General features: G+C 64.0%; 22 protein-coding genes. 7 read left to right on the top strand and 15 right to left on the bottom strand.

Annotated features, from left to right (window positions below; genetic code table 11):
- Positions 1-160: 160 nt before the first annotated feature.
- Positions 161-3,124 carry a DNA polymerase I gene (gene polA / locus FJW05_RS21835; protein ID WP_140635587.1) on the top strand — a complete coding sequence of 988 codons (2,964 nt, stop codon included), beginning with the start codon at positions 161-163 and terminating at the stop codon, positions 3,122-3,124.
- 235 nt (positions 3,125-3,359) lie between these two features.
- On the opposite strand, the gene FJW05_RS21830 is transcribed toward polA, so the two are convergent.
- The 8 genes from FJW05_RS21830 to FJW05_RS21795 form a co-directional block, all read right to left on the bottom strand.
- Positions 3,360-3,764, bottom strand: coding sequence for a Fur family transcriptional regulator (locus tag FJW05_RS21830; protein ID WP_042640862.1), 405 nt, complete (start codon positions 3,762-3,764; stop codon positions 3,360-3,362).
- Between the two features lie 144 nt (positions 3,765-3,908).
- Positions 3,909-4,955 carry an L-glyceraldehyde 3-phosphate reductase gene (gene mgrA, locus FJW05_RS21825; RefSeq protein WP_140635586.1) on the bottom strand — a complete coding sequence of 349 codons (1,047 nt, stop codon included), beginning with the start codon at positions 4,953-4,955 and terminating at the stop codon, positions 3,909-3,911.
- Positions 4,956-5,168: 213 nt separating this feature from the next.
- On the bottom strand, positions 5,169-6,311 hold the full coding sequence (locus FJW05_RS21820; RefSeq protein ID WP_140635584.1) for a Gfo/Idh/MocA family oxidoreductase: 1,143 nt from the start codon (positions 6,309-6,311) through the stop codon (positions 5,169-5,171).
- 5 nt (positions 6,312-6,316) lie between these two features.
- Positions 6,317-7,069 carry a sugar phosphate isomerase/epimerase gene (locus FJW05_RS21815; RefSeq protein WP_140635582.1) on the bottom strand — a complete coding sequence of 251 codons (753 nt, stop codon included), beginning with the start codon at positions 7,067-7,069 and terminating at the stop codon, positions 6,317-6,319.
- A gap of 36 nt (positions 7,070-7,105) precedes the next feature.
- The gene (locus tag FJW05_RS21810) at positions 7,106-8,215 is read right to left on the bottom strand and encodes an ABC transporter ATP-binding protein (RefSeq protein ID WP_181165031.1); all 1,110 of its coding nucleotides are present in this window, start codon (positions 8,213-8,215) and stop codon (positions 7,106-7,108) included.
- A complete protein-coding gene (locus tag FJW05_RS21805) occupies positions 8,215-9,147 on the bottom strand; it encodes a carbohydrate ABC transporter permease (protein WP_140544558.1) in 933 nt (310 codons plus the stop codon). Before FJW05_RS21805 ends, FJW05_RS21810 begins: the two co-directional genes overlap by 1 nt.
- Positions 9,140-10,033, bottom strand: a complete 894-nt coding sequence (locus FJW05_RS21800; RefSeq protein ID WP_140544557.1) for a sugar ABC transporter permease — start codon at positions 10,031-10,033, stop codon at positions 9,140-9,142. The genes FJW05_RS21805 and FJW05_RS21800 overlap by 8 nt, the downstream gene beginning before the upstream one ends.
- Before the next feature lie 85 nt (positions 10,034-10,118).
- Complete coding sequence (locus FJW05_RS21795; protein ID WP_140544555.1) at positions 10,119-11,357, bottom strand: ABC transporter substrate-binding protein; 1,239 nt, start codon at positions 11,355-11,357, stop codon at positions 10,119-10,121.
- A 384-nt stretch (positions 11,358-11,741) separates the two neighbouring features.
- On the opposite strand from FJW05_RS21795, the gene FJW05_RS21790 reads away from it, so the two are divergent.
- Positions 11,742-12,788 carry a LacI family transcriptional regulator gene (locus FJW05_RS21790; RefSeq protein WP_140635580.1) on the top strand — a complete coding sequence of 349 codons (1,047 nt, stop codon included), beginning with the start codon at positions 11,742-11,744 and terminating at the stop codon, positions 12,786-12,788.
- A gap of 133 nt (positions 12,789-12,921) precedes the next feature.
- Here FJW05_RS21790 and gndA read toward each other — a convergent pair whose 3' ends face one another.
- The 6 genes from gndA to FJW05_RS21760 all read right to left on the bottom strand — a co-directional run bounded on the left by gndA (position 12,922) and on the right by FJW05_RS21760 (position 18,868).
- On the bottom strand, positions 12,922-14,409 hold the full coding sequence (gene gndA, locus FJW05_RS21785) for an NADP-dependent phosphogluconate dehydrogenase (protein WP_281405781.1): 1,488 nt from the start codon (positions 14,407-14,409) through the stop codon (positions 12,922-12,924).
- 188 nt (positions 14,410-14,597) lie between these two features.
- A complete protein-coding gene (locus tag FJW05_RS21780; RefSeq protein WP_246673586.1) occupies positions 14,598-16,202 on the bottom strand; it encodes a copper resistance CopC/CopD family protein in 1,605 nt (534 codons plus the stop codon).
- 75 nt (positions 16,203-16,277) lie between these two features.
- A complete protein-coding gene (locus FJW05_RS21775) occupies positions 16,278-16,796 on the bottom strand; it encodes a YcnI family protein (RefSeq protein ID WP_140635576.1) in 519 nt (172 codons plus the stop codon).
- A gap of 31 nt (positions 16,797-16,827) precedes the next feature.
- Positions 16,828-17,385, bottom strand: coding sequence for a copper chaperone PCu(A)C (locus FJW05_RS21770; RefSeq protein ID WP_140635575.1), 558 nt, complete (start codon positions 17,383-17,385; stop codon positions 16,828-16,830).
- Between the two features lie 88 nt (positions 17,386-17,473).
- On the bottom strand, positions 17,474-17,821 hold the full coding sequence (locus tag FJW05_RS21765; RefSeq protein WP_140635573.1) for a hypothetical protein: 348 nt from the start codon (positions 17,819-17,821) through the stop codon (positions 17,474-17,476).
- Between the two features lie 144 nt (positions 17,822-17,965).
- Positions 17,966-18,868, bottom strand: coding sequence for a GntR family transcriptional regulator (locus FJW05_RS21760; protein WP_140544539.1), 903 nt, complete (start codon positions 18,866-18,868; stop codon positions 17,966-17,968).
- Between the two features lie 355 nt (positions 18,869-19,223).
- Between FJW05_RS21760 and FJW05_RS21750 the strand changes: the two genes are divergently transcribed.
- The 5 genes from FJW05_RS21750 to FJW05_RS21730 all read left to right on the top strand — a co-directional run bounded on the left by FJW05_RS21750 (position 19,224) and on the right by FJW05_RS21730 (position 25,814).
- Positions 19,224-20,729 carry an altronate dehydratase family protein gene (locus tag FJW05_RS21750; protein ID WP_140635569.1) on the top strand — a complete coding sequence of 502 codons (1,506 nt, stop codon included), beginning with the start codon at positions 19,224-19,226 and terminating at the stop codon, positions 20,727-20,729.
- Positions 20,730-21,066: 337 nt separating this feature from the next.
- A complete protein-coding gene (locus FJW05_RS21745; protein WP_140635567.1) occupies positions 21,067-22,062 on the top strand; it encodes an ABC transporter substrate-binding protein in 996 nt (331 codons plus the stop codon).
- Between the two features lie 157 nt (positions 22,063-22,219).
- Positions 22,220-23,773 carry a sugar ABC transporter ATP-binding protein gene (locus tag FJW05_RS21740; RefSeq protein ID WP_140635565.1) on the top strand — a complete coding sequence of 518 codons (1,554 nt, stop codon included), beginning with the start codon at positions 22,220-22,222 and terminating at the stop codon, positions 23,771-23,773.
- Positions 23,770-24,735: an ABC transporter permease gene (locus tag FJW05_RS21735; RefSeq protein WP_140544531.1), complete on the top strand. Its 966-nt coding sequence runs from the start codon at positions 23,770-23,772 to the stop codon at positions 24,733-24,735. The genes FJW05_RS21740 and FJW05_RS21735 overlap by 4 nt, the downstream gene beginning before the upstream one ends.
- Positions 24,736-24,797: 62 nt before the next feature.
- Entirely contained in the window at positions 24,798-25,814 is a 1,017-nt protein-coding gene (locus FJW05_RS21730; protein ID WP_140635563.1) for a zinc-binding alcohol dehydrogenase family protein, read from the top strand.
- A gap of 302 nt (positions 25,815-26,116) precedes the next feature.
- On the opposite strand, the gene phnF is transcribed toward FJW05_RS21730, so the two are convergent.
- Entirely contained in the window at positions 26,117-26,860 is a 744-nt protein-coding gene (gene phnF, locus FJW05_RS21720; RefSeq protein ID WP_140635561.1) for a phosphonate metabolism transcriptional regulator PhnF, read from the bottom strand.
- Between the last annotated feature and the right edge of the window lie 81 nt (positions 26,861-26,941).

Here is a 26,941-nt window from a genome sequence, read left to right as displayed (position 1 = left end):
GAACATGGCGATTCAAGGGCACGAAAATTACACTTTTGTAACATGCCCGTGAGCGGCAAATTTCCAGCCGGACAGGATGTGTCAGGGGTGTTGCCCGAACCGGTGGGTTCCACAGCCTGAGCCATGGACCGCGAAGCCGGGCCGCGCTATCCCTGCCGGCATGAAAAAAGGCGATCACCTCTTCCTCGTCGACGGCTCCGGCTACATTTTCCGCGCCTACCACGCGCTGCCGCCGCTCAACCGCAAATCCGACGGCCTGCCGACCAGCGCCGTGCTCGGCTTCTGCAACATGGTGTGGAAGCTGATGCAGGACGCCCGCAACACCGATGTCGGCGTGGTGCCGACGCATTTCGCCGTCATCTTCGACTATTCGTCGAAAACCTTCCGCAGCGATCTCTACCCCGAATACAAGGCCAACCGCTCCGCGCCGCCGGAAGACCTGATCCCGCAATTCGGCCTGATCCGCCAGGCGACCGCGGCCTTCAATGTCCCTTGCATAGAGACGGAGGGTTTTGAAGCCGACGATATCATCGCGACTTACTGCCGGCTGGCTTGCGAAGCCGGCGCCGATACCACCATCATCTCTTCCGACAAGGATCTGATGCAGCTGGTCGGTCCGACCGTCGGCATGTACGACCCGATGAAGGATCGCCAGATCGGCATTCCCGAGGTGATCGAGAAATGGGGCGTGCCGCCCGAAAAGATGATCGACCTGCAGGCGCTGACCGGCGACTCGGTCGACAACGTCCCGGGCGTGCCCGGCATTGGCCCGAAAACCGCGGCGCAATTGCTCGAACAGTTCGGCGACCTTGACGGGCTGCTGGCGCGCGCTTCCGAGATCAAGCAGGACAAGCGCCGCGAGACCATCATCGCCAATGCCGACAAGGCGCGCATCTCGCGCGAGTTGGTGACGTTGAAGAACGACGTACCGCTAAGGGAAGGATTGGACGACCTTGTCCTGCATGCGCCGGATGGCCCGAAGCTGATCGGCTTCCTGAAGACGATGGAGTTCACCACGCTGACCCGACGCGTCGCCGAAGCGACCGCAACGGACATTGGCGACGTCCAGGCCACCGCCGTCACAATCGAGCGCGCCGATACCGCGCATGGCCCCGATGTCGGTGCCGGCGCTCCGCCGGTGCCAGGGCCGGCGGCCGCGCCGAACGATGCTTTAAAACCGGCTGCGCCGGTCAGGGGCGAGGACGCGCCGCCGCAAGGCGACACCCCATCGCTCCTCTCTGCCCTGCGGCTGGAGCAGGCGGCCGCTCGCAAGATCGACCCTTCGGCCTATGCGCCCATTCGCGACGCGGCAGCGCTCGAGGCCTGGATAGCCGAAGCCCGCGAGGCCGGTGTCCTTGCGTTCGACGCCGAGACCAGCTCGTCGGACCCGATGCGGGCGGACCTGATCGGCCTTTCCATGGCGCTCGCGCCTGGCCGCGCCGTCTATGTGCCGCTCGCCCACAAGAGCGGCAATGGCGACCTGCTCGGCGGCGGCATGCTGGAGAACCAGATCCCGGTCCGCAAGGCGCTGGCGCTGCTGAAGCCGCTGCTTGAGGACCGATCGGTCCTCAAGATCGTCCAGGATATGAAATACGACATCGTCGTGATGAGCCGGCACGGCATCGAGGTCGGCCCGTTCGACGACACGATGCTGATCTCCTACGTGCTCGACGCGGGCACATCCGGCGGTCACGACCTCGTCTCGCTATCGGAGAAGTGGCTCGGCCACGCGCCGGCCTCGAAGAAGGAACTCGCCGGCTCGGGTAAGAGCGCCATCGGCTTCGATCAGGTCGATATCGAACGCGCGACCGCCTATGCCGGCGAGCAGGCCGACCTGGCGCTGCAGCTCTGGCAGGTGCTGAAGCCGAGGCTTGCCGCCAAGGGCCTCGTTTCCGTCTATGAGCGGCTGGAAAGGCCGCTGGTGCCGGTGCTCGCCCGCATGGAGCAACGCGGCATCTCGATCGACCGCCAGATCCTGTCGCGGCTCTCCGGCGAGCTGGCTCAAGGCGCGGCTCGCGTCGAGGAAGAGATTTACGGGATCGTCGGCGAGCGCATCAACATCGGCTCACCGAAACAGCTCGGCGACATATTGTTCGGCAAGATGGGCCTGCCGGGCGGCTCGAAGACCAAGACCGGCCAATGGTCGACCTCGGCACAGCTTTTGGAAGATCTCGCCGCCGAGGGCCACGAGCTGCCGCGCAAGATCGTCGACTGGCGCCAGCTCACCAAGCTGAAATCGACCTATACCGACGCGCTGCCCGGTTTCATCAACCCCGGCACCAACCGCGTCCACACTTCCTATGCGCTGGCAGCGACCACCACCGGGCGCCTGTCGTCCTCCGACCCCAATCTGCAGAACATCCCGGTGCGCACGGCAGAAGGCCGCAAGATCAGGACCGCCTTCATTGCGGAGAAAGGCCACAAGCTGGTCTCGGCCGACTACAGCCAGATCGAATTGCGCGTGCTTGCCCATGTCGCCGAGATCCCGCAGCTCAAGCAAGCCTTCGCCGACGGCGCCGACATTCATGCCATCACCGCGTCGGAAATGTTCAACGTGCCGGTCGAGGGCATGCCTTCGGAAGTGCGCCGCCGCGCCAAGGCGATCAATTTCGGCATCATCTACGGCATCTCGGCCTTCGGCCTCGCCAACCAGCTGTCGATCCCGCGCGAGGAGGCGGGCGCCTACATCAAACGCTATTTCGAGCGTTTTCCGGGTATCCGGGACTATATCGAGGAAACCAAGGCCTATGCGCGCGAGAACGGTTTCGTCGAGACGATCTTCGGCCGCCGCATCCACTATCCGGAGATAAGGGCTTCCAACCCGTCGGTGCGCGCCTTCAACGAGCGCGCCTCGATCAACGCCAGGCTCCAGGGAACCGCCGCCGACATCATCCGCCGCGCCATGGTGCATATGGAAGAAGCGCTGGAGAAGGCGAAGCTCTCGGCCCGCATGCTGTTGCAGGTCCACGACGAGCTGATCTTCGAGACGGTGGAAGCGGAGGTCGAGGCGACGATCCCCGTGGTGCGCCGCGTCATGGAAAACGCGCCGATGCCGGCGGTCTCGATGTCGGTGCCGCTGCATGTCGATGCGCGAGCGGCGAACAACTGGGACGAGGCGCATTAGGCGCCTCACGTTCGTTCGTCATCCACGGGCGGAGCAAGGAGCGAAGCGACGCGGCGAAGACCCGAGGATCCATGCCGTGACGCAGGCCGTAAAACGCGGCGGTTGCGGATAGCCTTGCCAGGCTCTTCGATCCAGATTCTGCGCCGTGGCTGCGCGTGCATGTCACGGCATGGATACCAGGGTCTGCGCGCGTCGCTTCGCTCCTTGCTTCGCCCTAGTATGACGAAGTGATGGCTTACGCCGCCTCCGCCCTACACTTGGCGCATACACCGCGAAACTCGATCACCGCCTTCTTGGCCGCAAATCCCGTCGAGCGCACCCATTCGTCCAGCCGGTGGCCGACATCGTGGTCGGACATCTCGGTCACCTGGCCGCAATTGTCGCAGATGGCGAAGGCCGTCATCGAATGGCTGTGGTCGTGCGGCTCGGCGCAGGCGACGAAGGAGTTTAGGCTTTCGAGCCGATGCACGAAGCCGGACTTCACCAGTGTGTCGAGCGCCCGGTAGACCTGCAGCGGCGCGCGGAAACCGCGCTCGCGCAGCTGGTCGAGCAGCGTATAGGCGCTGAGCGGCCCGCTGGACGCCTCGAGCTTCTCGAGCACGCAGAGCTGGTTTTTGGTCAGCGCATCTCTTGCCGTCATCTTGCTCGCCCAATCGACGCTCGCGGCAGATCTCGCGAACGACTTCAATTCCACTGAGATAACGACGAACGAGCGATTTTGCCACTGTTTCCGCAGCGCATCCCTTCCGGCGCGCGCCGGACGGGATGTTTCGCCAGCTGATCGCTACTTGCGCGGCGGCCCCTTGCGCTCGGCCGAAGCCGCCCAGAGGTTGATGTCGGACTCGCGGGCGTGGCTGTCGATCTCGGCGAGCTCGGCGTCGGAGAACTCGAGCGCCTTGAGCGCGCCGACGCAATCCTCGACCTGTTCCGGCCGGCTGGCGCCGATCAGCGCCGTGGTCACGCGGCCTTTGCGCAGCACCCAGGCCAGCGCCATCTGCGCCAAGGTCTGTCCGCGGCGGCCGGCAATGGCGTTGAGCGCCTTGATGTTGGCGATCGACTTGTCGTTGATGAAGGCCGGTCGCAAAGACTTGCCCTGGGATGCGCGGCTGCCCTCGGGGATGCCGCCGAGATATTTGTCGGTCAGCATGCCTTGCGCCAGCGGCGAGAACACGATCGAGCCGATGCCGAGCCCCTCCAGCGTGTCAAGCAGCCCATCCTCCTCGACCCAGCGGTTGAGCATCGAATAGCTCGGCTGGTGGATCAGGCAAGGGGTGCCGAGCTGGCGCAGAATGTCGGCTGCTTCCCGCGTGCGCTGCGAATTGTAGGACGAGATGCCGGCATAGAGCGCCTTGCCCGAGCGCACCGCGTGGTCGAGCGCGCCCATCGTTTCTTCGAGCGGCGTCTCGGGATCGAAACGGTGCGAATAGAAGATGTCGACATAGTCGAGCCCCATGCGTTTGAGGCTCTGGTCGAGGCTGGCCAGCACATATTTGCGGCTGCCCCATTCGCCGTACGGACCGGCCCACATCTCGTAGCCGGCCTTGGTCGAGATGATCATCTCGTCGCGGTAGGCGGCGAAATCGGTGCGCAGGATCTCGCCGAACGCGGTTTCCGCCGAGCCGGGCGGCGGGCCGTAATTGTTGGCGAGGTCGAAATGCGTGATGCCGAGGTCGAAGGCCTTGCGCACGATCGCCTGCTTGGTCCTGTGCGGCGTGTCGTTGCCGAAATTGTGCCACAGCCCGAGCGAGATCGCCGGCAGCTTCAGGCCTGACCGTCCGCAGCGGTTATAGATCATCTTCTCGTAGCGGTTTTCGGCGGCGACATAGGGCATGGGAATCCTCGGGATCGAAACGGCGCAGCGACCACCGCCAGCCTGATTTGAATCGATGCTTGCCCCTAACCCTTACCCTCTCCCCGCCGGAACGGGGAGAGGGGGTTGCCACCTAAAGCGCGTCGCGATCTTTCAGATCGCTCCCTGCGCTTCAGGCTTTGATTTGCGCATGTCTTTGCCCCGAAACCGGTTCCCACTTTCGGGAGGCATGCTTTACTTTTTCTTCGCCAGCAACGCCTTCGCGTCCTTGACGCCGAGCGCGGCCGGCCGCTCGCAGGTCGTCTGCATGGCGACATATTTGCCGCTTTCGCCCGAGCGCAGGATGCCGGTCATCACATCGACGGCGTGCAGCGCCAGCTCCATCGAGCAGCGATGCGGCCGCCCTTCGGCGATTGCGATTGCCATGTCGGCAAGGCCGGCGGTGCGGTAATTGGCCATCATGCCCTGGCCGTGCATCTCGTTCGGCACGCCGAACGGATGGTTCCACTTGGGCAGCTTCTTTACCGGCTTGGCCGAGTCGGTGAAGCGTACATCGCCGCCGAAGAAATTCGGATCCGGCACGAAGACGGTGCCCAATTCGCCGTAGAGTTCCATCGGCGCGTGGCCATGGCTCCAGACGTCCCAGCTGGTGTTGAGCGTGATCACCGCGCCATTCGCGAATTCGAGCAGCGCATGGATGGTGGTCGGCGTGTTCACCGGGATCTTTTCACCCGCCCGCGGTTTGGAGCTGATGGTGCGCTCCTTGGCCGGCGTCGTTGCGAAGGCCGCCACCTGCTTCACCGGCCCGATCAGCTGGATCAGGTTGGTGACATAGTATGGCCCGATGTCGAGCACCGGACCGGCGCCCGGCTGGAAGAAGAAATCCGGATTGGGGTGCCAGTGCTCCATGCCGTGGCCCATCACATGGCAGGTGCCGCTGGTGATCGCGCCGAGCTTGCCGCTGTCGATGAGATCGCGGGCCAGTTGGTGCGCGCCGCCGAGAAACGTGTCCGGCGCCGAACCGATGCGCAGACCCTTCTTCTCGGCCCGTTTCTTGAGATCGAGCCCTTCCTCGATCGACAGCACGAAAGGCTTTTCCGAATAGACATGCTTGCCGGCGTCGAGCACCGCTTTGGAGATTTCGTAATGCACCGCCGGAACCGTCAGGTTGACGATGATGTCGATCTCGTCGTCCTTGAGCAGGTCGTTGACCCCCTCGGCGCGCAGCTTGAACTCCTTCGCCCGCGCTTTCGCGGCCTCCATGTTGATATCCGCGCAGGCACGCATCTTGATGCCGCGGAACAATGGCGCCAGCGAGAAATATGCCTTCGAGATGTTGCCGCAGCCGATGACGCCGATGCCAAGTTTGTCTGCCATTTCGATTACTCCTGCCAGCTCTTGGTTGCCGCGATCGAGCGGCGGGCATAGCGCTCGATGTCGTTGGGGTTGTCCTGCTCCATGACGAAATACTGCGCCGCGCTCTTGGCGCGCAACGTCTTGAACAGGCCCGCCCAGTCGATCGTGCCGTGACCGACATCGGACCAGCCATCCTCGTCCAGCCCCTCGCCCGGCTTCGCCATGTCCTTGACGTGGACGGCGACGATGCGCTTGCCATGCTTCTCGATCCAGGGCAGCGGATCGGCGCCGCCGCGCACCACCCAGGCGACGTCCATTTCCCAGCCGATGTCGGGTGCTGCGGACAGGATGTGATCCTGCGGCAGCGAGCCGTCCGCAAGCGCCTTGAACTCGAAATCGTGGTTGTGCCAGGCAAAGCCGTAGCCGGCCTTTTCTGCCGTCTCGCCGACCTTGGCCAGGCGCTCGCCGAAGCCGCGCCAGCCGGCGGCGTCGGACGGGCGCTGATCGGGCATCAGATAGGGGCAGATCAGCAGCTTGATGCCGAGCGCGTCGGCGATCTTGCGCACGCCGTCGAAATCGTTCTCCAGCGCGTCGATCGAGAAATGCCCGGTCGGCATCGCAAGCCCGTTCTTGTCGAGCTCGGCGCGAAACGCCTTCGGGTCGTCATAGACGCCGCCAAAGCCTTCGACCTGGCTGTAGCCGAGCTCGCCGAGCATTTTCACCACGCCGTTCCATGGTTGAAAATTGCGGGCGCTGTAGAGTTGGAATGACCAGTTCATGTCCTGTCCGTTCTGCTTGGGGGATGGTTTTGGGCGTTAAAGGCGGCTGTCGGTTTGAGCGTCGAAGAGCGAGGCGCGCGCCGGATCGAAGCCGATGCGGATAGCTTCGCCGTTGCGCAGCGTCTTGTCGGCTTCGACGCGGAACGAGATGATCTGGCCGGCGAGCTTCGTCCACACCAGCGTGTCGGACCCCATCGGGTCGACGATCTCGACGGTCGATTCGGCGGTAAACGGCATCGCCTTGGCGGCTTCGCCGAAGGCGATGTGCTCGGGCCGGATGCCGAACACGCAGGACTTGGCCGTGCGGCCACCATCGCCCTCGAACTGATAGCGGTCGAGCGGCACGGAAACGCCATCGCCCTTGAACGTCGGCGTGGCGCCCGTCTCCAGCTCCCCTTTGAGAAAATTCATCGCCGGCGAGCCGAGGAAACCGGCGACGAAGCGATTGACCGGGCGGTTGTAGATGGTCTGCGGCGCGTCGAGCTGCTGGATGACGCCGCCCTTCATCACTGCGATGCGGTCGGCGAGCGTCATCGCCTCGATCTGGTCGTGGGTGACGTAGATCATAGTGTTTTCGAGCTTGCGGTGCAGCAGCTTGATCTCGACGCGCAGCTCCGCCCGCAGCTTGGCATCGAGATTGGAGAGCGGCTCGTCGAACAGGAAGACGTCGACGTCGCGCACCAGTGCCCGCCCGATCGCCACGCGCTGGCGCTGGCCGCCGGAGAGCGCCGAGGGCTTGCGCTGCAACAGCGGCTCGATCTGCAGGATCTCGGCGGCGCGCGCGATGCGCTTGGCGATCTCGTCCTTGGCCACGCCGGCAACGCGCAGGCCGAAGGAAAGGTTCTTCTCGACCGTCATCTGCGGATAAAGCGCGTAGGACTGGAAGACCATGCCGATGCCGCGGTCCTTCGGCTCCTCCCAGGTGACGTTCTTGCCTTTGATGAAGATACGGCCTTCCGAGATGTCGAGCAGGCCGGCGATGCAGTTGAGCAAGGTGGATTTGCCGCAGCCGGACGGTCCCAGAAGCACGATGAACTCGCCCTCGGCGACGTCGAGATTGAGCGTCTTCAGCACCGACATCACACCGAAATTGAGCGACAGGTCCTGGATCGAAACGCTGGGATTGGCGATTGCCGCTGCCATCATCATCCTTTCACCGCGCCGGCAGCGATGCCGCGCACGAAGAGCTTGCCGGAAATGAAATAGACGACGAGCGGCACAAGGCCGGTCAGGATGGTGGCCGCCATGTTGACATTGTACTCCTTCACGCCTTGCACCGAATTGACGATGTTGTTGAGCTGCACCGTCATCGGATAGGTGTCGGGGCGCGTGTAGACGACGCCGAACAGGAAGTCGTTCCAGATGCCGGTGACCTGCAGGATGATGGCGACGACGAAGATCGGCAGCGACATCGGCAGCATGATGCGCAGATAAATGCCCCAGAAACCGGCGCCGTCGACGCGCGCCGCGCGGAACAGTTCCTCCGGCATCGACGTGAAATAGTTGCGGAACAAGAGCGTCAGGATCGGCATGCCGAAGATCGAATGCACGATCACAAGGCCGGTCAGCGTGCCGTATATGCCGATCTCGCGCAGGATGATGACGATCGGGTAGATCATCACCTGGTAGGGGATGAAGGCACCGACGATCAGGATGATGAAGAAGGTGTCGGCGCCCTTGAAGCGCCAGTTGGCCAAGGCATAGCCGTTCACCGATGCGATCGCGATCGACAGCAGCACCGAAGGCACGGTGATGCGCACCGAATTCCAGAAACCGCGCGAGAGCCCGTCGCAGTTGAGGCCGGTGCAGGCGGTCGCCCAGGCTTTCACCCAGGGTTCGAAGGTGATTTCCACCGGCGGCGAGAAGATGTTGCCGAGGCGGATTTCCGGCATGCCCTTCAGCGACGTGACGATCATCACGTAGAGCGGCAAAAGGTAATAGAGCGCCACGACGATCAGCGTGCCGTAGAGGAAGATGTTGCGGCGCGAGAGCGCATGCCGCGGCTTCGCTCCGGCGGGCCCGGCGTCGTCGCGCGGAAGGACGCCCGCATCGGACGGGGAGGCAGCGACATCAACCACGCCGGCGGCCTCCGAATTCGAGATAGGCCCATGGCACGATGACGATCATCACCGAGAGCAGCATCATGGTCGAGGCGGCGAAACCCTGGCCGAGATTCTGGGCGAAGAACATGTAGTCGTAGACGTATTTTGCCGGCACTTCGGAGGCGATGCCCGGCCCGCCGCTGGTCTGCGCCACGACGAGATCATAGACCTTGACGATGCCGGCGGCGATGATGACCAGCGTGGTGATGAAGACCGGCCGCATCATCGGGATGACGATGAACAGGTAGGTCTTCCACATCGGGATGCCGTCCACCCGCGCGGCCTTCCATATGTCTTCGTCGATGCCGCGCAGGCCGGCAAGCATCAGGCACATGATCAGCCCCGTGCCCTGCCAGAGCGCGGCGATGGAAATGCCGTAGATGACGATGCTGGAATTATAGAGCGGGTCGAAGCTGAAGCTCGTCCAGCCGAGATCGCGCACGACGCGCTGGATGCCGAAATCCGGGTTGAGCAGCCATTGCCAGACCAGCCCGGTGACGATGAAGGACAGCGCGAACGGATAGAGGAAGATGGTGCGGAACGTATCTTCGAAGCGGATCTTCTGGTCGAGGAGCGCCGCCAGGACGAAGCCGATCACCAGTGAGAACACCAGCGAGATCACGCCGTAGATCAAAAGGTTTTCGATCGAGATCAGCCAGCGCGGCGTCGCCCACAACCGGTGATACTGGTCGAGCCCGACGAAGTTGAGCCGTGGCAGCAGCTTCGAATTGGTGAAGGAGTAGAGAACCGTCCACGCCGTGCCGCCGACGAACACCACAAGCGCGGTGAGCACCATCGGAATCGATGCGATCTTCGCATTGAGGTTACGGAAAAGCTGGTTGGGGCGTTCGCTATTGCTCATCTGGACAGCCGGGCTGGGGCAATGAGGACATCATGCTCCCAACCCCCGATAGGCAGGGGCCGGGAGCTGGCTGGGCGCCGGTAAATCAATCGGCCGAAGCGATGATGGCGGCGAAGCGCTTCTGCGCTTCTTCGACTGTCATGTCCGGCTTGGCGAAGAACTCGGAGAACAGGTCCTCCTTCTGCTTCTGGCTGTCCTGCGAAAGCAGTTGGTCCGTCCACGGCATGACGGCGCCCTTGGCGAGGATGGCGAGGCCCTTCTTCATGCAGTCGTTCGCCGCGTTGAGGTCGACGTCGCCACGCACCGGCAGCGAGCCCTTCTTGAGATTGAAGGCGACTTGCGTCTTCGGATCGAGCAGCGTCTCGGCCAGCACCTCCTGGGCCTTGGACTTGTCGGCATCTTTCAGCAGCGGGAAGTAGAAGGCGTCGCCGCCGGTGGCGATGACTTCGTTCAGGCCGAGGCCGGGCAGGCAGGTATAGTCCTTGCCGGCCGTCTTGCCGGCAACCTGGAACTCGCCCTGCGCCCAGTCGCCCATGATCTGGCCGGCGGCCTTGCCGGTGATGACCAGATTGGTGGCCTGGTTCCAGTCCTGCACATTGGTGTTCTTGGCCATCTTGCGGGCGTCGTCAGCCGCCTTGAACACCTTTGCAATCTCCGGGCCTGCCGCGAAGGTGGCATCCTTGTCCTTGTAGACCTTGAGGAACGTGTCGGTGCCCCCGGTCGCGGCCATCAGCACGTCGAAGGCGCCCGAGGCTTGCCAGGCCTGTCCGCCGACCGCGAGCGGAATGATGCCCGCCTTTTCGAGCGCCGGCGCATCCGCCACTAGTTCGTTCCAGTCCTTCGGCACTGGCAGGCCGGCCTTCTGGAAGGCCTCGTTGGACAGCCACAGCCATTGCCAGGAATGGATGTTGACCGGCACGCAATAGATCTTGCCGTCGATGGTGCAGCTATCGAGCAGGCTCTTCGGCCGCACGATCTCCGTCCACTTGTCCTTGGTGGCGATATCGGTGAGGTCGCGCATCAGCCCGGCCTGCACCAGTTCCTCCGCCTGGCGGCCGTGGTTGAACTGGGTGGCGCCCATTGGATCGCCGCCGGTGATGCGGCTGATCATGATCGGCCGTGCCGTGCCGCCGGAGCCTGCGATGGCGCCGTCGACCCAGTGGTTGCCCGTCGCGTCGAACGCCTTGGCAAGCTCGGCCACCGCCGCCGCCTCGCCGCCGGAAGTCCACCAATGGGTGACTTCCAGGTCGGTCGCGGCCGCCGGGCCGGCGAAGTTGAGCGCAACTGTCGCGGCAAAGGCGGCAGTCAGGATTTTGTATCGCATTTCGGCTCCTCCCAGAATCTGAAACGTTACAGATTTTCGATACGGCAAATGATCCGCCTAGGCAACCCCTCGCCTTAAGGCCGGTCAAGATTTTTTCGCGGCGCGAACAAAATCTTTTTTCCGAGGCGGCAATGCCGGTGTCGGATCAGACGATTGGTGCAAGAAGCAGGCTCGGACCGATATTTCTTTGTGATTCCAGCGAGCTTCGGCCCCTCTCCGCATCTGTGATTCAGAGGGTGCGATCTCGCTGGTCGATCACGAAGATTGGCAATCTGTAACGTTTCAGTATATTGAGCCGAGCCGCAAACTGAAGGTCGCGCAAATGTCACCGCCGCACGATTGCCGGTCGGCTCTGCGACTGCTATGCGCCTGACGGGCGGGACGATGGATAGACGGATAACGAAGAAGGGCGACGACGACACGTCGGGCAAGGAACGGCCGACGCTGAAGACGCTTGCCTTCATGACCGGGCTGGGCGTCACGACGGTCTCGCGCGCGCTGAAGGATGCGCCCGAGATCGGCGCCGAGACAAGGCGCCGCGTCCAGCTCGTCGCCAAGCAGATCGGCTATCGCCCGAACCGCGCCGGCGTACGCTTGAGAACCGGCAAGACCAACGTGATATCGCTTGTGCTGAACACCGAGCACGAGCTGATGAGCTTCGTCTCGGACATCATCTACGGCGTCACCGAGGTGATCGCCGACACGCCCTACCATCTGATCGTCACGCCCTATTCGCGCTCGCAGGATCCGCTGGACCCGGTGCGCTATCTGGTCGAGACGGGCTCGGCCGACGGCGTCATTATCTCGCGCACCCAGCCCAACGATCCACGGGCGCGCTATATGCTGGAGCGCGGCATTCCCTTCGCCACGCATGGCCGTACCGACATGGGGCTGGTGCATCCCTATCACGACTTCGACAATTACGCCTTTGCCGGCGAAGCCGTCCGCTACCTCGCCGGCAGGGGCCGCAACCGGCTTGCCCTGGTGACGCCTCCGGTCGGCCTCACCTATCACGGCCATACGGTCGCCGGCTTTACCGATGCGCTGAGCGAGGTGGGTGCCAGCGAGGTGCCGTTCAACACCGTCTCCATCGATCAGTCGATCGAGCAGATCAGGATGCGGACCGCGCAATTGATGCGGCGCAAAGACCGTCCGGACGGCTTCGTCAGCAGCGCCGCCGCCGCGACGCTCGCCATCGTGGCCGGCATCGAGGACGCCGGGCTGAAGCTCGGCCGCGACGTCGACGTGGTGTCGAAACAATCGTCGGAACTGCTGCATCTGTTCCGGCGAGAGCTGCTCGTCGTCAACGAGAATTTCCGGCTCGCCGGCTCCGAGCTCGCCCGCGCCGTGCTCGGCTGGATCGGCGGCGCCGATCCAGGCACGCTGCAATCGCTCAGCACGCCGAGCGAGGTTTTGCCCTATCGTGGTTGATTGGCGCGACTTGAGGGGCAGGTCAGGCCGAGTCGAAAATGGTGGCTTCCGAGAACCGGAGCGGAGCGTACTTAAAGTACGTGAGCACCGGAAGCGCAAGAAGCCGCCATTTGCAGGCCGGCCTCACCTGGCTCTAGGCGGCCCCACTCCCCCATGGGCCATGAAACGCCCCCTCTTCCCCGATGCGCTCGAAGCCGTGCGCGCCGAAGAAGTCGCGCTGCGCCTGGATCAGGTTCGAGGTGCCGCGTCCTTGGCGGTAGCTGTCGAAATAGGCGAGCGCCGACGACAGTGCCGGCACCGGCGAGCCGGCCTCGGATGCGCGCGCCACGATGCGCCTCAGCGACGGATGCGCCTCCTTCATCATGGCGATGAAGGCCGGCGCCATCAGCAGATTGGTGGAAGCGCCGCCCGAACCGAAGGCCTCGGCCATCGTGTCAAGCATCTGCGAGCGGATGATGCAGCCGGCGCGCCAGATCTTGGCGATGGTCGGCATGGGCAAGTTCCAGTTGAATTCCTTGGAAGCGCCGCTCATCACCGCGAAACCTTGCGCGTAAGCCGCGATCTTGCCGGCGAACAATGCCAGCTCCAAGTCCTTGAGCAGCGCGCCCCTGTCGCCAGAAATCTTCTCGACACCGATATTGCCATAGGCCTTTTCCGCCGCCTGCCGCTCATCCTTGATTGAGGACAGCACGCGCGCCGCGACCGCCGCCTCGATCGCCGTCGCCGGAATGCCGAGCTGCTGCGCTTCGATGACCGACCATTTGCCGGTGCCCTTCTGCCCGGCACGGTCGAGAATGACGTCGGCAACCGGCTTGCCGGTCTTGGGATCGTCGGCGGCGAGAACTTTTGCGGTGATCTCGATCAGGTATGAGTTGAGCCGGCCTTTGTTCCATTCTTCGAAGACCTTGCCGATTTCCTTCGGCGCCATGCCGAGGCCGTCGCGCAAGATGCCGTAGATCTCGGCGATCATCTGCATGTCGGCATATTCGATGCCGTTGTGGATGGTCTTGACGAAATGGCCGGCGCCGTCGGTGCCAAGCCAGGCGGCGCAGGGCTCGTCCTTGAACTTGGCCGAGATCGCCGTCAGCACTTTCTCGACGCGCTTCCAGGACTCTTCCGTGCCACCGACCATGATCGAGGGGCCGTGCCGCGCGCCCTCCTCGCCGCCCGATACGCCCATGCCGATGAAGGTCAGGCCCGAGCCGGACAGCTCTGAGAAGCGGCGCATCGTGTCGCGGAAATTGGCGTTCCCGGCATCGATGACGATGTCGTTGTGAGAGAGCACACCGCGCAGCGCCGCGATCTGCTCGTCGACCGGCTTGCCGGCCAGCACCATGATGATGATCGGCCGCGGCGGCCGGATCGCAGCGGCGAGCTCCTCCAGGCTGTAGCAGGGAACGACCATGTCCCTCAGCGAACCGGCACTATCGACAAAGGCGTCGGTGCGCGATGGCGTGCGGTTGAAGACGGCGATGCGGTGCCCGTGCTCGGCGATGTTGAGCGCCAGGTTGGAACCCATCGTGCCAAGGCCGATCAGGCCGATTTCGGCTTTTTCCATCGTTTCTTCCCTGCGTTCGGATGCTTGTTGTGGGTTGCGTCCTGGAGAACGCCTTTCCCAGATGAATGACGGGCCTTGGCGGCTGCGTCAACCGTCTCGCAGAATTGTGTCGAGGTCGGTGAGACCGAGGGGGAAGACTGAGGGCGAATGGTGAATGGTGAATAGTGAAATGGACAGGCGAACGTCGTCGCGACGCGGAAACGAAAATCGCCTGCTATTCACCATTCACTATTCACCATTCACTCTCAATTTCACTCTGCGCGGATATCGATTGGCGCCTCGATCTTCACCACCTCGAAGTCCGAAACGAGAATATCGAGCCGGGCGTTCCAGCGGCCGGGGAGCGGGATGACGAGATTGTCGATACGCCAGGTGCCGTCGCCGGATTTTCTCGCCGGCCGCTTGATCGGCTCGATGCCGGAATCCGGCTTGGACAGCACCAGCATCACCTCCTTGGCGTCGAGTGGTCCGAAATCGCCGGTCATGATCATCATCGAAGCGGCGACCTCGCCGGCATGGCCCGGCGTGATGCTGAGATCGGCCATCGCCTTCAGCGTGTGGATGTGGATCGAAACCGGCTGCGCGGAGGCGATCGCCAGCGCGCGTGGCGGCGGGGTGAAGCGCCAGCCGGCGGCGACGCCGAAGATGGCAAGCACGATGGCCACCTCGATGCCGATCGAGCGCACCATCCGCCGCTGCACCTCGGTGTCGCCGGCTACGGCTGGCGCCGTCAGCGTCCACCGGTTGATCGCGGCCAACGTGAACAGGAAGAGCAGCAGCGTGAGCTTGAGCAGCAGCAGCCGGCCATAAGCGGTATGGATCAACGCTGTCGGCTGCTGCACCTGGATGATCGCCAGCACGATGCCGCTGGCGGCAAGGACTGCCACGACCGGCAGGATCGCGCGCGAGAAGCGCCGCAGGAAAGCCTTCGCTTCCGCCGGCTGCTGCCGCAGCGCGAGGCCGAGCGGCGCCAGCGCACCCGCCCAGAAGGCGATCGCGGTGCCGTGCAGGAACACCAGCGGCCGCGTCAGCCATTGCGGTTCGGCGGCGCTGGCGTGACCGCTCGCGGCAAGGGCCGCGCCAACCCCGAGAAGCGCTACGGACGCCGCCAGCCTGCGCAGGCCCGACGGTCCGGCAAGGGAAAGCAAAGCCAAGCCGAGCGCGATCAGGCCGAGCAGCACCGTCCAGACGAAGCTCGTCTCGAGCGCGGTCTTCCAGACAGCCGGTGTCGCAAACCGGGCGAGCGGCGCGCCGAGCGCATCCAGCCCCTGGAGGCCGAGCGAAAGCGGCGCTCCGACGAGGCCGATAAGAAGCGTCGCGATGACGAAGCGTTGGCCGCGGCGCCGATCCTCGGCCAGCCAGGCAAGGGCGAACGCGCCGCCGATGCCGAGAAAAAGCCCGGCATAGAGAAACAGCTTGCCGAGCCAGATCATCGCCCGCAGCGTCCGGTCGACGGCCTCGCCCGCCACTGGTGCCGCGCTTGGCGCGCCTATGGAAAACAGCGCCGAGCCGCCGACCGGATGACCGTCGACCGAAACGACCCGCCAACTCAGCACATGCGTGCCGGATTCGAGCGTTTCGGGATTGCCGATCTCGACCGTCCGGTCCTTGAGACGGAAGGATGTCAGCGCAAGCTGCGAGCCGTCCGGCCGCACAAGCCTCAGCACCAGCGGCGAGACGGGCTCGCTGAAGGTGAGCGAGAATTGGGTTGGACTTTGCGCCAGCACCGCGCCGTCGGCCGGATCGGTTGCGACCAGCGCCGCATGCGCCAAGGCGCGGCCGGGCACGACGAGCAGCGCCATCGCCACGAGCATTGCCGCCAGCCAGACAAGCGAGCCGGCAAGCATGCGGTTCATCGAGGAAGGCAGTGCTGCGTTCATGCCGTCATAACTGGAAATGGTGGCGCGCCCGATGGAGCGCGCCAACAGAGATCATTTCTTCGGCAGCAATTTGATGCCGGGCGCAGGCGTTTCCAAGGCGTCCTCGTCCTGGCCGGCCGCAGGGATCTCGATCCAGCGCTCGGCGGCATCACCGCATTCCTGCACCACCGGGAAATAGAGCATCTGGCCGGCCGGCAGATCGGCCGCCAGCGAGGCGCGGAAGGCGAACTCGTCATAGAATTCGTCGGGCAGATTGCCGCCGCTCCAGTCGACTTCCTTCACGCCGGTGGTCAGCGTCTCGCCATAGAGCTGGTAGGATTTCTCGTATTTGCCCTTCTTGACCTGCAACGTCCAGCCGGGCTTGGGCATCGGCTTCACCGCGATGACGCCTTCAGGTATCTGCACGCGCACGGCGGTCGTTGCCTTGCCCTCGCAGCCATGCGGCACGCGCAAGACCGCCTTGTAGGTCGAGCCGACAGCCGCTTCCTGCGTTTCGAGCGTGATGTGGGCGAGCGCGGCATTGGTCCCGAGCGCGCAAAGCGCGCCCGCCGCCAAAAGATACTTGTTCATGAATTGTCCCTCTGATTTCGAATTGGGCGGATTATTCGGCGTGATCCATGTCGCCCATATCGCCACTCCCCGTCTCGCCCATGCCTTCGACGGCGAATTCTACCTTGACGCTGCCGGCCTTCTCGAAGGTCAGCGTCGCCGGGAATTTCTCGCCCTGCTTCGGCTGCCGCTTCAGGCCGGTGAACATCAGGTGGTAGGCGCCCGGCGTCAGCGCGACCTTGCCGCCGGCAGGGATCTCCAACCCGCCCTCGACCGGCCGCATGGTCATGACGCCGTCCTTGACGCCCATCTGATGCAGTTCGGCCTTGTCGGAGATGTCGGAGGAGATCGACAGCAGCCGGTCCGGCGCGCTGCCCTTGTTGATCACGGTGAAATAGCCGCCGGCCACCTTGGCGCCCGGCGGCGTCGCCCGCGACCAGGGATGCTCGATCTCGAGATCGCCGACCTTGAACTCATGCGCCAGGGCGGCGGGAATGCAGGCCAAGAGAAGAAAAAGGCTGAGCACGGCAAGGCCAACGCGCAGCTGGAGGTGGAACGGCGGCGCGCCGCGAAGGGCGAAGGCTTGCGCCTTGGGAAGAAGATTGGACATGGTTGCTCCATGAGTAGGGGATCGCGCCGGAAAGCGGCCGCGAACAGTCTGATCTTTGGATGAATAGGCGCGCGGAAGGTTCCGCGGATCAGACCATCGCCGGCGGCGCGCGCGGATTGGCCGGAGAGCGGCCGCGGGCAAAATCCTGGTGCCGGAAGGCCGGAAGTTGGAAGGCGACCGCCTCGAAAAGCTGGGTCCCGGCCAGCGCGCAGGCTTCCGGCGGCGACAGATGCGCCGCCGTAACCATGTTGCAGCCGAGCGAGCAGCAGGCCGGCAGATGCTGCTGGTGGGGATCGCCGCCGGGGAGTTTTACGGCCCCTTCATGCGTGCAGATGACGTTGCCGAAGGCGTCGAGCTGCGAAGGCGCGCCGAAGGCGAAAGCGCCGAGAGAGGACTGAAGCAATAGAAGCAGCGCCGCGACGAACGCGGCCGGCATGCTCCTTCGTCTCAGCCGGATATCCAACGCAAAGCCTCTCCCGGAAACGCCTCGACGGTAGCACGCGGAATGCGCGCGGGAAATCGGCAAAACCGCGCTGCGGCAACGCGGCGCGATGGGTCGTTGTGGATCGCGGCCCGCCTATCAGGCGGGCTGCATCTGCCGCCCTTCAGGAATGGAGGTCAGAAGCGTCTGGCGCGCCGACTTCAGGTGCTTGCGACAGGCGGCGTCCACCTTGCCGGGATCACGCGATTTCAGCGCCGCGATGTAAGCGAGATGCTCCTGAATAGCGACCTCGTTGCGCTGGCGCTCCTCAGCCTTGTTCCACTGATAGTGGTAGTGGAAGATCATCGCGATGACATCGTAGAAGTCGACGATAAAGCGATTGTGCGAGGCGCGGTGGATCAGCCGGTGGAAGCGCTCGTCGAGCTCGGAGAATTCGTTGAAGCGCGTGGCGATTTCGCTGGCGAGCTGACGATGCTCGAGCTCCAGCCGGTCAAGATCGGCCCATACCGCGCTATCTTCCGGCAGCGCGGCGAAAGCCGCTGCCGAACGCAGCTCGAAAATCTCGCGGATCTCGGTCAGCTCCAGCGCGAAGGCGCGCGTGAAACCCTTCAGCACCCAGTGGCTGTTGCGCCGCTTCTCGATCAGCCCGAAGCGCGAGAAGCGGATCAGGAATTCGCGCACGCTGGTGGTGCCGACGCCGATCTCGCGCGCCAGCTCCAGCTCGTTGATCTGCATGCCGGCTTCCGCGCCCCCCGCAAGCAGGCGACGCATGAAGGAGCGCTCGATGATCTCGGCCAGCGAGTCGGTCTCCTCCTCGGGGAAGAAATCCTCCGGCCGCGGCGCCCTGAGCACCGTCTTGTTGCGCTTGTTCCAGTCGATCAGCCCGGTTTCTTCCATGCGCGCAAGGATGCTGCGCACCGTGGTGCGGCTGACGCCGAGCAGCGTGCCGAGTTCCGGTTCCGACGGCAGGCTCTTGGTCTCGTCGAGCAGCCGCAGACAGCGGTTATAGGCATCCTTGTAGACATTGTTGCTTTTCGACATGCCCCGTATCCCCCAACGCTTGCGGCGGCCTGCCGGAAACGCGATATGGTCGGTGTTCCTAGAGCAGTTCAGCGTTTCTCGGAATCGCCGAACTGCGCTAAATCTTTGTTTCTGCGCAATTCCGGACGGAAAGCCGCTACGCACTTTTCCTGGAATTGCTCTGGCTCAAGCCTCCGAAAAGCGGAACGTTTTTCGCCGGCTTGCCAAACGAGCGGCGCTGGCGTCCAAAAGACGAGCGCCAACCGAGCGAAAAAACAATTGACGCAAAATTGTTTTTTCCCGATAAAAGACATTACCTTTAAACGGGCGCAAGTCAATCCGCCCGCATTCCCAGGATCACCCAGGACAGCCGCCCGTGAACGTTGCAAACACCATCCTTCTCTCACCCTCCGATAATGTCGCCGTCGCCAACGGGCGCATCGAGATCGGAACGCCATTGCCGGGCGGCGCAACCGCGGCTGCCGTGATCGAGCCGGGCCACAAGGTGGCGATCAAGCCGATCCCGGCGGGCGAAGCGGTTGTGAAATACGCGCAGGCGATCGGCCGCGCCACGCAAGACATCGCGCCCGGCGAGCATGTTCATTCGCACAATCTGGTTTTCGAGAGCGGCCGCTTGCCGGTGGTGCCGCCGAGCGAGGCCGAGCACGCCACCGAGGCCGACCGCAAGCGCACCTTCATGGGTTACCGCCGCGCCGATGGGCGCTCCGGCACGCGCAACTTCATCGGCATCATCGCCAGCGTCAATTGCTCGTCGACCGTCTGCCACGCCATTGCGGACGAAGCCAACCGCACGCTTCTGCCGAAATATCCCGGCATCGACGGCTTCGTGCCGATCGTGCACGGCCAGGGCTGCGGCATGAGCGCCACCGGCGACGGCATGATGGTTCTGCACCGCACTTTAGCCGGCTATGCGCGCCATCCGAATTTCGGCGGCATCCTGATGGTGGGCCTGGGCTGCGAAGTCAACCAGCTTACGCTTTACGGCCAGAAGGGAGCGGCCGCGGGAAAACGGCATTTCAACATCCAGGAAGCCGGCGGCTCGCGCAAATCGGTCGAACGCGCGATGGGCGTTCTGGCCGAGATCGCCGAGGAGGTCGGCCAGCTGCAGCGTGAGCCGATCCCGGTCTCGGAGATCGTCGTCGGCCTGCAATGCGGCGGCTCGGACGGCATGTCCGGCATCACGGCAAACCCGGCATTGGGCGCCGCTGTCGATATCCTGGCAGACTGCGGCGGCATCGGCATCCTGTCGGAGACGACCGAGATCTACGGCGCCGAGCATCTGCTGGCCTACCGCGCCGCTTCTCCCGAAATCGCCGCCAAGCTCGACGGCTTTGTGAAGTGGTGGGAGGACCATACCGCCAAACACGGCGCCTCGATCGACAACAACCCCTCGCCCGGCAACAAGCGCGGCGGCCTGACCACGATCCTCGAGAAATCGCTGGGCGCGGTCGCCAAGGGGGGCCAGACGCCGCTCAACGGCGTCTTCGGCTACGCCGAGAAGGTTTCGGGCAGCGGCCTGGTGTTCATGGATACGCCCGGCTACGACCCGGTCTCGGCGACCGGACAGGTCGCCGGCGGCGCCAACGTCATCGTCTTCACCACCGGCCGCGGCTCCTGCTTCGGCTGCCGGCCGACTCCGTCGATCAAGGTCGCCACCAACTCCACCATGTATCACCAGATGGAAGAGGACATGGACGTCAATTGCGGCGTCATCGCCTCGGGCGAGAAGACGATAGCCGGCATGGGCCGCGAGATCTTCGAGCTGATCATCGAGACGGCGTCCGGCCGCAAGACCAAGAGCGAGGCGTTCGGCTACGGCGACAACGAATTCGTGCCCTGGCACCTCGGCGCGACGCTTTAATCGCAGGCCGTATCGCGTCGGAAGCGCCACCGACAACAGGAGGCGACCTTCACAACCGTGCAGGCTTTTTCTATGGAATGAATATTCCATATTGACAGAAATATGAAATTATCGTTCCATGCCGATAAGGAGGAACGGGAGCATCCGAGCACTGCCAGGGAGGAGCCGAACGGGCCCTGACCCGCATCATGCATGGCAACAGACATCGCTTGCATCGGTCACGGCAATGCTCTATCAAAAAACGGTATCTGTTTTTTATTGATAAAGTTCTGTTTGGGCCGCGCCTATCCAGATGGAGCTTCCGCAACCTTCACCAGGCGACTTAGGGAGGAACCTAATGAAATTCGTGACCAGCCTTCTCAACCGCCGCGGCTTCGTGGCTTTGGCCGCCGCTTCGATGCTCGCCGGGGTGATGCATTCCGCGCCCGTCTCGGCGGCCGACGTGACCATTCCGATCATCGTCAAGGATACCACATCCTTCTATTGGCAGATCGTTCTGGCCGGTGCCCGCAAGGCCGGCAAGGATCTCGGCGTCAACGTGCCGGAACTCGGCGCCCAGGCCGAAACCGACGTCAACGGCCAGATCTCGATCCTGGAAAACGCCGTCGCCAGCAACCCGGCGGCCGTTGTCATCTCGCCGACCGAGTTCAAGGCGCTCGGCAAGCCAATCGACGAGGCTGCCTCCAAGGTCAAGGTCATCGGCATCGACTCCGGCGCCGATTCCAAGGCCTTCACTTCCTTCCTGACCACCGACAACGTGCAGGGCGGCCGCGTCGCCGCTGACGGCCTCGCCGCCGCCATCGGCGCCGCCAACGGCGGCAAGGTAGAAGGCAAAGTCGCGCTGATCACGGCGCTTCCCGGCGCCGGCTCGCTCGAGCAGCGCAAGCAAGGCTTCATCGAGCAGATCAAGGCCAAGTATCCTGGCCTCGAGCTTGTCGCTGACAAATATGCCGACGGCCAGGCCACCACGGGCTTGAACATCGCGACCGACCTGATCACTGCCAATCCGGACCTCAAGGGCATCTTCGCCTCGAACCTGATCATGGCACAGGGCGTCGGCCAGGCGATCGCCGAAAACAATCTCGGCGGCAAGGTGGCGCTGATCGGCTTCGACAGCGACGAAAAGCTGATCAAGTTCCTCAATGACGGCGTCATCTCGGGCCTCGTCGTCCAGGATCCGTATCGGATGGGCTATGACGGCATCAAGACCGCCTTGGCCGCCTCGAAGGGCGAGAAGGTCGAGGCTAATGTCGACACCGGCGCGAACCTCGTCACCAAGGACAACATGAAGGATCCCAAGATCGACGCGCTGCTCAACCCGAAGCTCAAGTGAGCAGCGTCGCGACACTCGTTTCCGGGGCCTCGCGCCCCGGAAACATCCATCAGGACGATTTGGAAATTCGCCGGCTCGATTTAGGCTCCGCCTTCAAGATGCGCGTCAGATGCATCGCTGCGTACCCAATGGTTGAGGCCAATCTGGGAGGATTGTCATGACGTCGACGGCGCAGGAATTGCACCCGGCCCCCACGTTGGAACCGGGCAGGACGATCCTCGAGCTCAACGGCCTGGAAAAGCGCTACCCCGGCACGCATGCGCTGAAGCCTGTGCATCTTGCCTTCAAGGCAGGCGAGATCCACGCAATCGTCGGCGAGAACGGCGCCGGCAAGTCCACCCTCATCAAGCTTCTGACCGGCGTCATGCCGCGCACTTCCGGCGAGGTGATCTGGGAAGGCAAAGCCGAGGCGCTCGCCACCCCTTACGAGGCGATGGCGCTCGGCATCAACGCCGTCCACCAGGAGGTGGTGCTGTGCCGCCATCTCACCGTCGCCGCCAACATGTTCCTCGGAGAGGAGGAATCCCGCTTCGGCCTGCTGCAGCAGCGCGCCATGGTCAAGGACGCGCAGAAGATCATCGACGGCCTCGGCTTCGACCTGCCGGCGCATGTCGTGCTCGGCGACCTCACCATCGGCCAGCAGCAGTTGATCGCCGCGGCGCGAGCCACTGTGCGCGGCACCAAATTCCTGATCTTCGACGAGCCGACCGCCTACCTCACTCGCAAGGAGGCCGACCAGCTCTTCAAGCTGATCCGGCGGCTCAAAGGCGAAGGCGTCACCATCATCTATATCAGCCACCGCATGGAGGAAGTGTTCGAGCTCGCCGACCGCGTTTCCGTGCTGCGCGACGGCACTTTGGTCGGCACCCGCAACATCACCGAGACGGACGAGGCCGAGCTGGTCAAGCTGATGATCAACCGCTCGATCGAGCAGATCTACCACAAGGAGCATTTCACCCCCGGCGCCACGATCGTCGAGACGAAGAACCTTTCGGGCAAAGGCTTCGAGAATGTCTCGGTGACCGTCCGCGCCGGCGAGATCGTCGGCCTCTACGGCCTGATCGGCGCCGGCCGCAGCGAGTTCGTCACCACGCTTTACGGCCGCCACAGGAAATCGGCCGGCCAGATCCTGTGGCAAGGCAAGGAGGTCCAGGTCAATTCCGAGCACGACGCGATCCGGCTCGGCATGGCGCTGGCCCCGGAAAGCCGCCGCGACCAAGGCCTGTGCCTCAATTTGCCGGTCGGCATGAACCTCAACCTGCCGATCTACAAACGCATCTCCAGCAATTTTCTGATCTCCGGCGCCAAGGAGAAGGCCGAGGCCGACCGCCAGATCGCCGACCTGCGCATCAAGACGCCGACGCGCCATGCGCTCGCCTCCAGCCTGTCGGGCGGCAACCAGCAGAAGATCGTCATCGGCAAATGGCTGGCGCATGGCGCCAAGCTGTTCATCTTCGACGAGCCGACGGTGGGCGTCGATGTCGGCACCAAGGCCGAGATCTACCGCCTGTTCTCGACGCTCTTGTCCAAGGGCGCCGGCATCATCCTGATCTCGTCCTATCTGCCGGAAGTCTACGAGCTTGCCGACGCGCTGCATGTGTTCCGGCGCGGCAAGCTGGTCGCGACCCATGGTTTCCGGACCGCGAGCCACGAGGACATTTTGGGTCAGGCACTGGCCGAGAAACAAGAAAAGTCGGGAGGACAGATATGAGCACCGAGGCGATCCCCGCCGAACGATCCAAGCGCAATTTCAACGCCCTGTTCGGCTTGACGCTGCTTGGCCTTCTGCTCCTGATGTGGATCGTGCTGGCTTTCGCCACGCCGTCCTTCGCCACGACGCTCAACATCACCAACCTTCTGCGTCAAGGCTCGCTGATCGCCATCCTGGCCGTCGGCCAGACCTTCGTCATCATCACCGGCGGCATCGACCTGTCCGTCGGCGCGGTGGTCGGCTTCACCACGGTCATCGTCGCGCTGTTGATCAATGCCGGCTGGCCGATCTGGGCGGCGGTGCTGGCGACCTTGCTGGTCGGCGTCGCTATCGGCCTCTTCCACGGCTTCGGCATCGTCAAGATGGGCCTGCCGCCCTTCATCATCACCTTGGCCACCATGACCTCGCTGCGCGGCATCGGCCTTTTGATGACCAACGGCAACTCGATCTCCATCAACAGCGACCCTTTTCAGGCGTTTTCCCGCGGCTCGCTGCTCGGCATCCCCTATCTGTTCTGGATGGTCATCCTGGTCGCCATCCCCTCCTACGTGTTCCTGCACCACACGCGCTGGGGCCGTTACCTGTTCTCGGTCGGCTCCAATGCGGAGGCCGCGCGTCTGTCGGGCGTCAATGTGCCGCGCACCATCTTCATGGCCTACATCCTGTCCGGCCTGCTTGCCGCCATCGTCGGCGTTCTGCTGGCCTCGCGCATCGGCATCGGCAACCCCACACAGGGCGACACCTATGAGCTTCAGGCTATCGCCTCGTCGGTGATCGGCGGCACCTCGCTGTTCGGCGCCATCGGCTCCGTGCATGGACCGCTGATCGGCTCCTTCATCCTTTCAACGATCAACAACGGCGCCAACCTGCTCAACGTCAACACCTTCTGGCAGCGCGTCATCACCGGCCTGCTGATCATCGTCATCGTCTACTTCGACGGCCTGCGCCGTCGCGGCAAATGACTCCTACCTGAACCTTCCGCGCCGGCCCGCGCGAGGCCGGCGCTTTTTGCCTTGGATTGCCTATGAAAGCCGTTGTCTGCCTCTCGCCCGGCGAGCTTGTCCTCGAAGACCGCGCCGGGCCCGGCACACCGCCGCCCGGCTGGGCGCGCGTCGCGGTCAGCCATGTCGGCATATGCGGCACCGATTATCATATCTTCGAAGGCAAGCACCCGTTTCTGGCCTATCCGCGCGTCATGGGGCACGAGGTCTCGGGCACTGTCATCGAGAAAGGCGAAGGTGTCGATCTCGCCGTCGGCGAGCCGGTCGTCATCAACCCCTATCTTTCATGCGGCAAATGCATCGCCTGCCGGCGCGGCAAGCCGAACTGCTGCGTGAGGATCGAGGTGCTGGGCGTCCATCGCGACGGCGCCATGTGCGACGAAATTCTGGTGCCGGCGCAGAACCTCTACCCGGCGAACGGCCTGTCGCTGGCCGACGCCGCGGCGGTCGAATTCCTGGCCATCGGCGCGCATGCGGTGCGCCGCTCGCTCGGGCTGCCCGGCCAGCGCACGCTGGTCATCGGCGCCGGCCCGATCGGCCTCGGCACGGCGATTTTCGCGCGCATCGCCGGGCTGGATGTCAGCCTGCTCGACATGAGCGCCGAACGTCTCGGCTTCGCCGAAAAGCAGCTCGGCTTTGTCCCGTTGGACAGCTCGAAGGTGCCGGCTGCCGAGTTGGTCCGGCAGGCAACCGCCGGCGAAGGGTTCGACCTTGTGTTCGACGCGACCGGCAACACCCAGTCCGTGCAGTCGGCCTTCGCCCATGTCGCGCATGGCGGCACGCTGGTGCTGGTCAGCGTCGTCAAGGACGACATCACCTTCTCCGACCCCGAATTCCACAAGCGCGAGATGATGTTGATCGGCAGCCGCAACGCGCTGAAGGCCGATTTCGACCATGTCGCAGATTCGATCCGCAACGGCGCCGTGCCGTTGAACAAGCTCGTCACCCATCGCACCACGCTCGCCGGAACGCCGCGCGACCTTGCCCGGTGGACGCATGAGAAGTCGGGACTGATCAAGGCGGTTATCGAGGTCGGGTGATAACAGGACAGGCGGTGAACTCGGCCCGAATTGACGGAGCGCCGCACGGGTCGACCCCCACTCCGTCTCGGCTTCGCCGAGCCACCTCTCCCCCGGTCGACGGGGGAGAGGAAAGGCACGAGGCGATTCCAGCTGGCACCCTTCCTCTCCCTCCGGAGGGGGGAGAGGTGGCGCCGCGAAGCGGCGACGGAGTGGGGGAAGGCGATCCTCAAACGCGAAGCCGCTGACAATTAAGCGGCCGAGCTGAGCTGACATCAGCGTGGGTCGGATAAATCACGGGTCTCGTATAAGGCCGGCACTCCCTACAACACCGACAACTTCAGCTCCACCCGCTCAGCGGGAAAGCGCGACTCCGCGAACTGGATCGGCTCACCGTCGAGCGTCACGTTAATGGCGACGGTGACCAGCACGATGGCGCCGGGCTGCAGATCGAGGGCTGCAAGGTCGTCGGCGTCGGCGTGTCGCGCCGACAGCACGGTCGAATGCCGCAGATAATCATTGATGCCGAAGCGTTTGAGCGAGGCGGTGATCGATCCCGTTTCCGCCATTGCCGCCTCGATTCCGGCGAAGCGCTTGGCATCGAACCAGGTCGTCGCGCGCGACACCGCATGACCGTCGGCCTCGCCGCGCGTCTCCAAGCGGATGACGGCAGCGCCTTTGGCGATGCCCAGCGCCTCGGCGATGCGCCGGCTGGCCGGCTCGGTGGATGACGACAGCAGCGCGATATGCCGCTCGCTCGTCTGCCCCTGCAGCCCGGTCGAGAAGCGCGTGCGCGCGCCGATCGGATAGGACAGCCGCTTGCGCGACAACACGAAGGTGCCGCGTCCCTGCTCGGCCCTCAGCACGCCTTCCTGCACCAGCGCTGCAATGGCGCTACGCACCGTATGGCGGTTGACGCCGTAGCGCTCCGCCAGCGCGACTTCAGGCGGCAGCGCGGCATTCTCGGCGAAATCGCCATTGGCGACCGCCTGCAGGATCCTGTCGGCGATCTGCCGCCATAGCGATACGCCGTTACGCCTCTCGATGCTGCTTGCCAGCCCGGTCATTTCCCCGCCCCCAACGTCCCCACCCCAACTTTTGCACCCGTTGTCATCCACCCGTCATGGACTCCCGATACCAAGTGAGTA

This window comes from Mesorhizobium sp. B2-9-1 (assembly GCF_006439455.1).
Taxonomy (GTDB): domain Bacteria; phylum Pseudomonadota; class Alphaproteobacteria; order Rhizobiales; family Rhizobiaceae; genus Mesorhizobium.
The sequence above is the reverse complement of the archived record's forward strand: the minus strand, read 5'-3'. Positions and strand labels throughout refer to the sequence as shown.

Coding starts and splice junctions, on each gene's coding strand:
- polA (WP_140635587.1), top strand. CDS start 161: ATGAAAAAAGGCGATCACCTCTTCCTCGTCGACGGCTCCGGCTACATT.
- FJW05_RS21830 (WP_042640862.1), bottom strand. CDS start 3,764: ATGACGGCAAGAGATGCGCTGACCAAAAACCAGCTCTGCGTGCTCGAG.
- mgrA (WP_140635586.1), bottom strand. CDS start 4,955: ATGCCCTATGTCGCCGCCGAAAACCGCTACGAGAAGATGATCTATAAC.
- FJW05_RS21820 (WP_140635584.1), bottom strand. CDS start 6,311: ATGGCAGACAAACTTGGCATCGGCGTCATCGGCTGCGGCAACATCTCG.
- FJW05_RS21815 (WP_140635582.1), bottom strand. CDS start 7,069: ATGAACTGGTCATTCCAACTCTACAGCGCCCGCAATTTTCAACCATGG.
- FJW05_RS21810 (WP_181165031.1), bottom strand. CDS start 8,215: ATGATGGCAGCGGCAATCGCCAATCCCAGCGTTTCGATCCAGGACCTG.
- FJW05_RS21800 (WP_140544557.1), bottom strand. CDS start 10,033: ATGAGCAATAGCGAACGCCCCAACCAGCTTTTCCGTAACCTCAATGCG.
- FJW05_RS21795 (WP_140544555.1), bottom strand. CDS start 11,357: ATGCGATACAAAATCCTGACTGCCGCCTTTGCCGCGACAGTTGCGCTC.
- FJW05_RS21790 (WP_140635580.1), top strand. CDS start 11,742: ATGGATAGACGGATAACGAAGAAGGGCGACGACGACACGTCGGGCAAG.
- FJW05_RS21780 (WP_246673586.1), bottom strand. CDS start 16,202: ATGAACCGCATGCTTGCCGGCTCGCTTGTCTGGCTGGCGGCAATGCTC.
- FJW05_RS21775 (WP_140635576.1), bottom strand. CDS start 16,796: ATGAACAAGTATCTTTTGGCGGCGGGCGCGCTTTGCGCGCTCGGGACC.
- FJW05_RS21770 (WP_140635575.1), bottom strand. CDS start 17,385: ATGTCCAATCTTCTTCCCAAGGCGCAAGCCTTCGCCCTTCGCGGCGCG.
- FJW05_RS21765 (WP_140635573.1), bottom strand. CDS start 17,821: ATGCCGGCCGCGTTCGTCGCGGCGCTGCTTCTATTGCTTCAGTCCTCT.
- FJW05_RS21760 (WP_140544539.1), bottom strand. CDS start 18,868: ATGTCGAAAAGCAACAATGTCTACAAGGATGCCTATAACCGCTGTCTG.
- FJW05_RS21745 (WP_140635567.1), top strand. CDS start 21,067: ATGAAATTCGTGACCAGCCTTCTCAACCGCCGCGGCTTCGTGGCTTTG.
- FJW05_RS21740 (WP_140635565.1), top strand. CDS start 22,220: ATGACGTCGACGGCGCAGGAATTGCACCCGGCCCCCACGTTGGAACCG.
- FJW05_RS21735 (WP_140544531.1), top strand. CDS start 23,770: ATGAGCACCGAGGCGATCCCCGCCGAACGATCCAAGCGCAATTTCAAC.
- FJW05_RS21730 (WP_140635563.1), top strand. CDS start 24,798: ATGAAAGCCGTTGTCTGCCTCTCGCCCGGCGAGCTTGTCCTCGAAGAC.
- phnF (WP_140635561.1), bottom strand. CDS start 26,860: ATGACCGGGCTGGCAAGCAGCATCGAGAGGCGTAACGGCGTATCGCTA.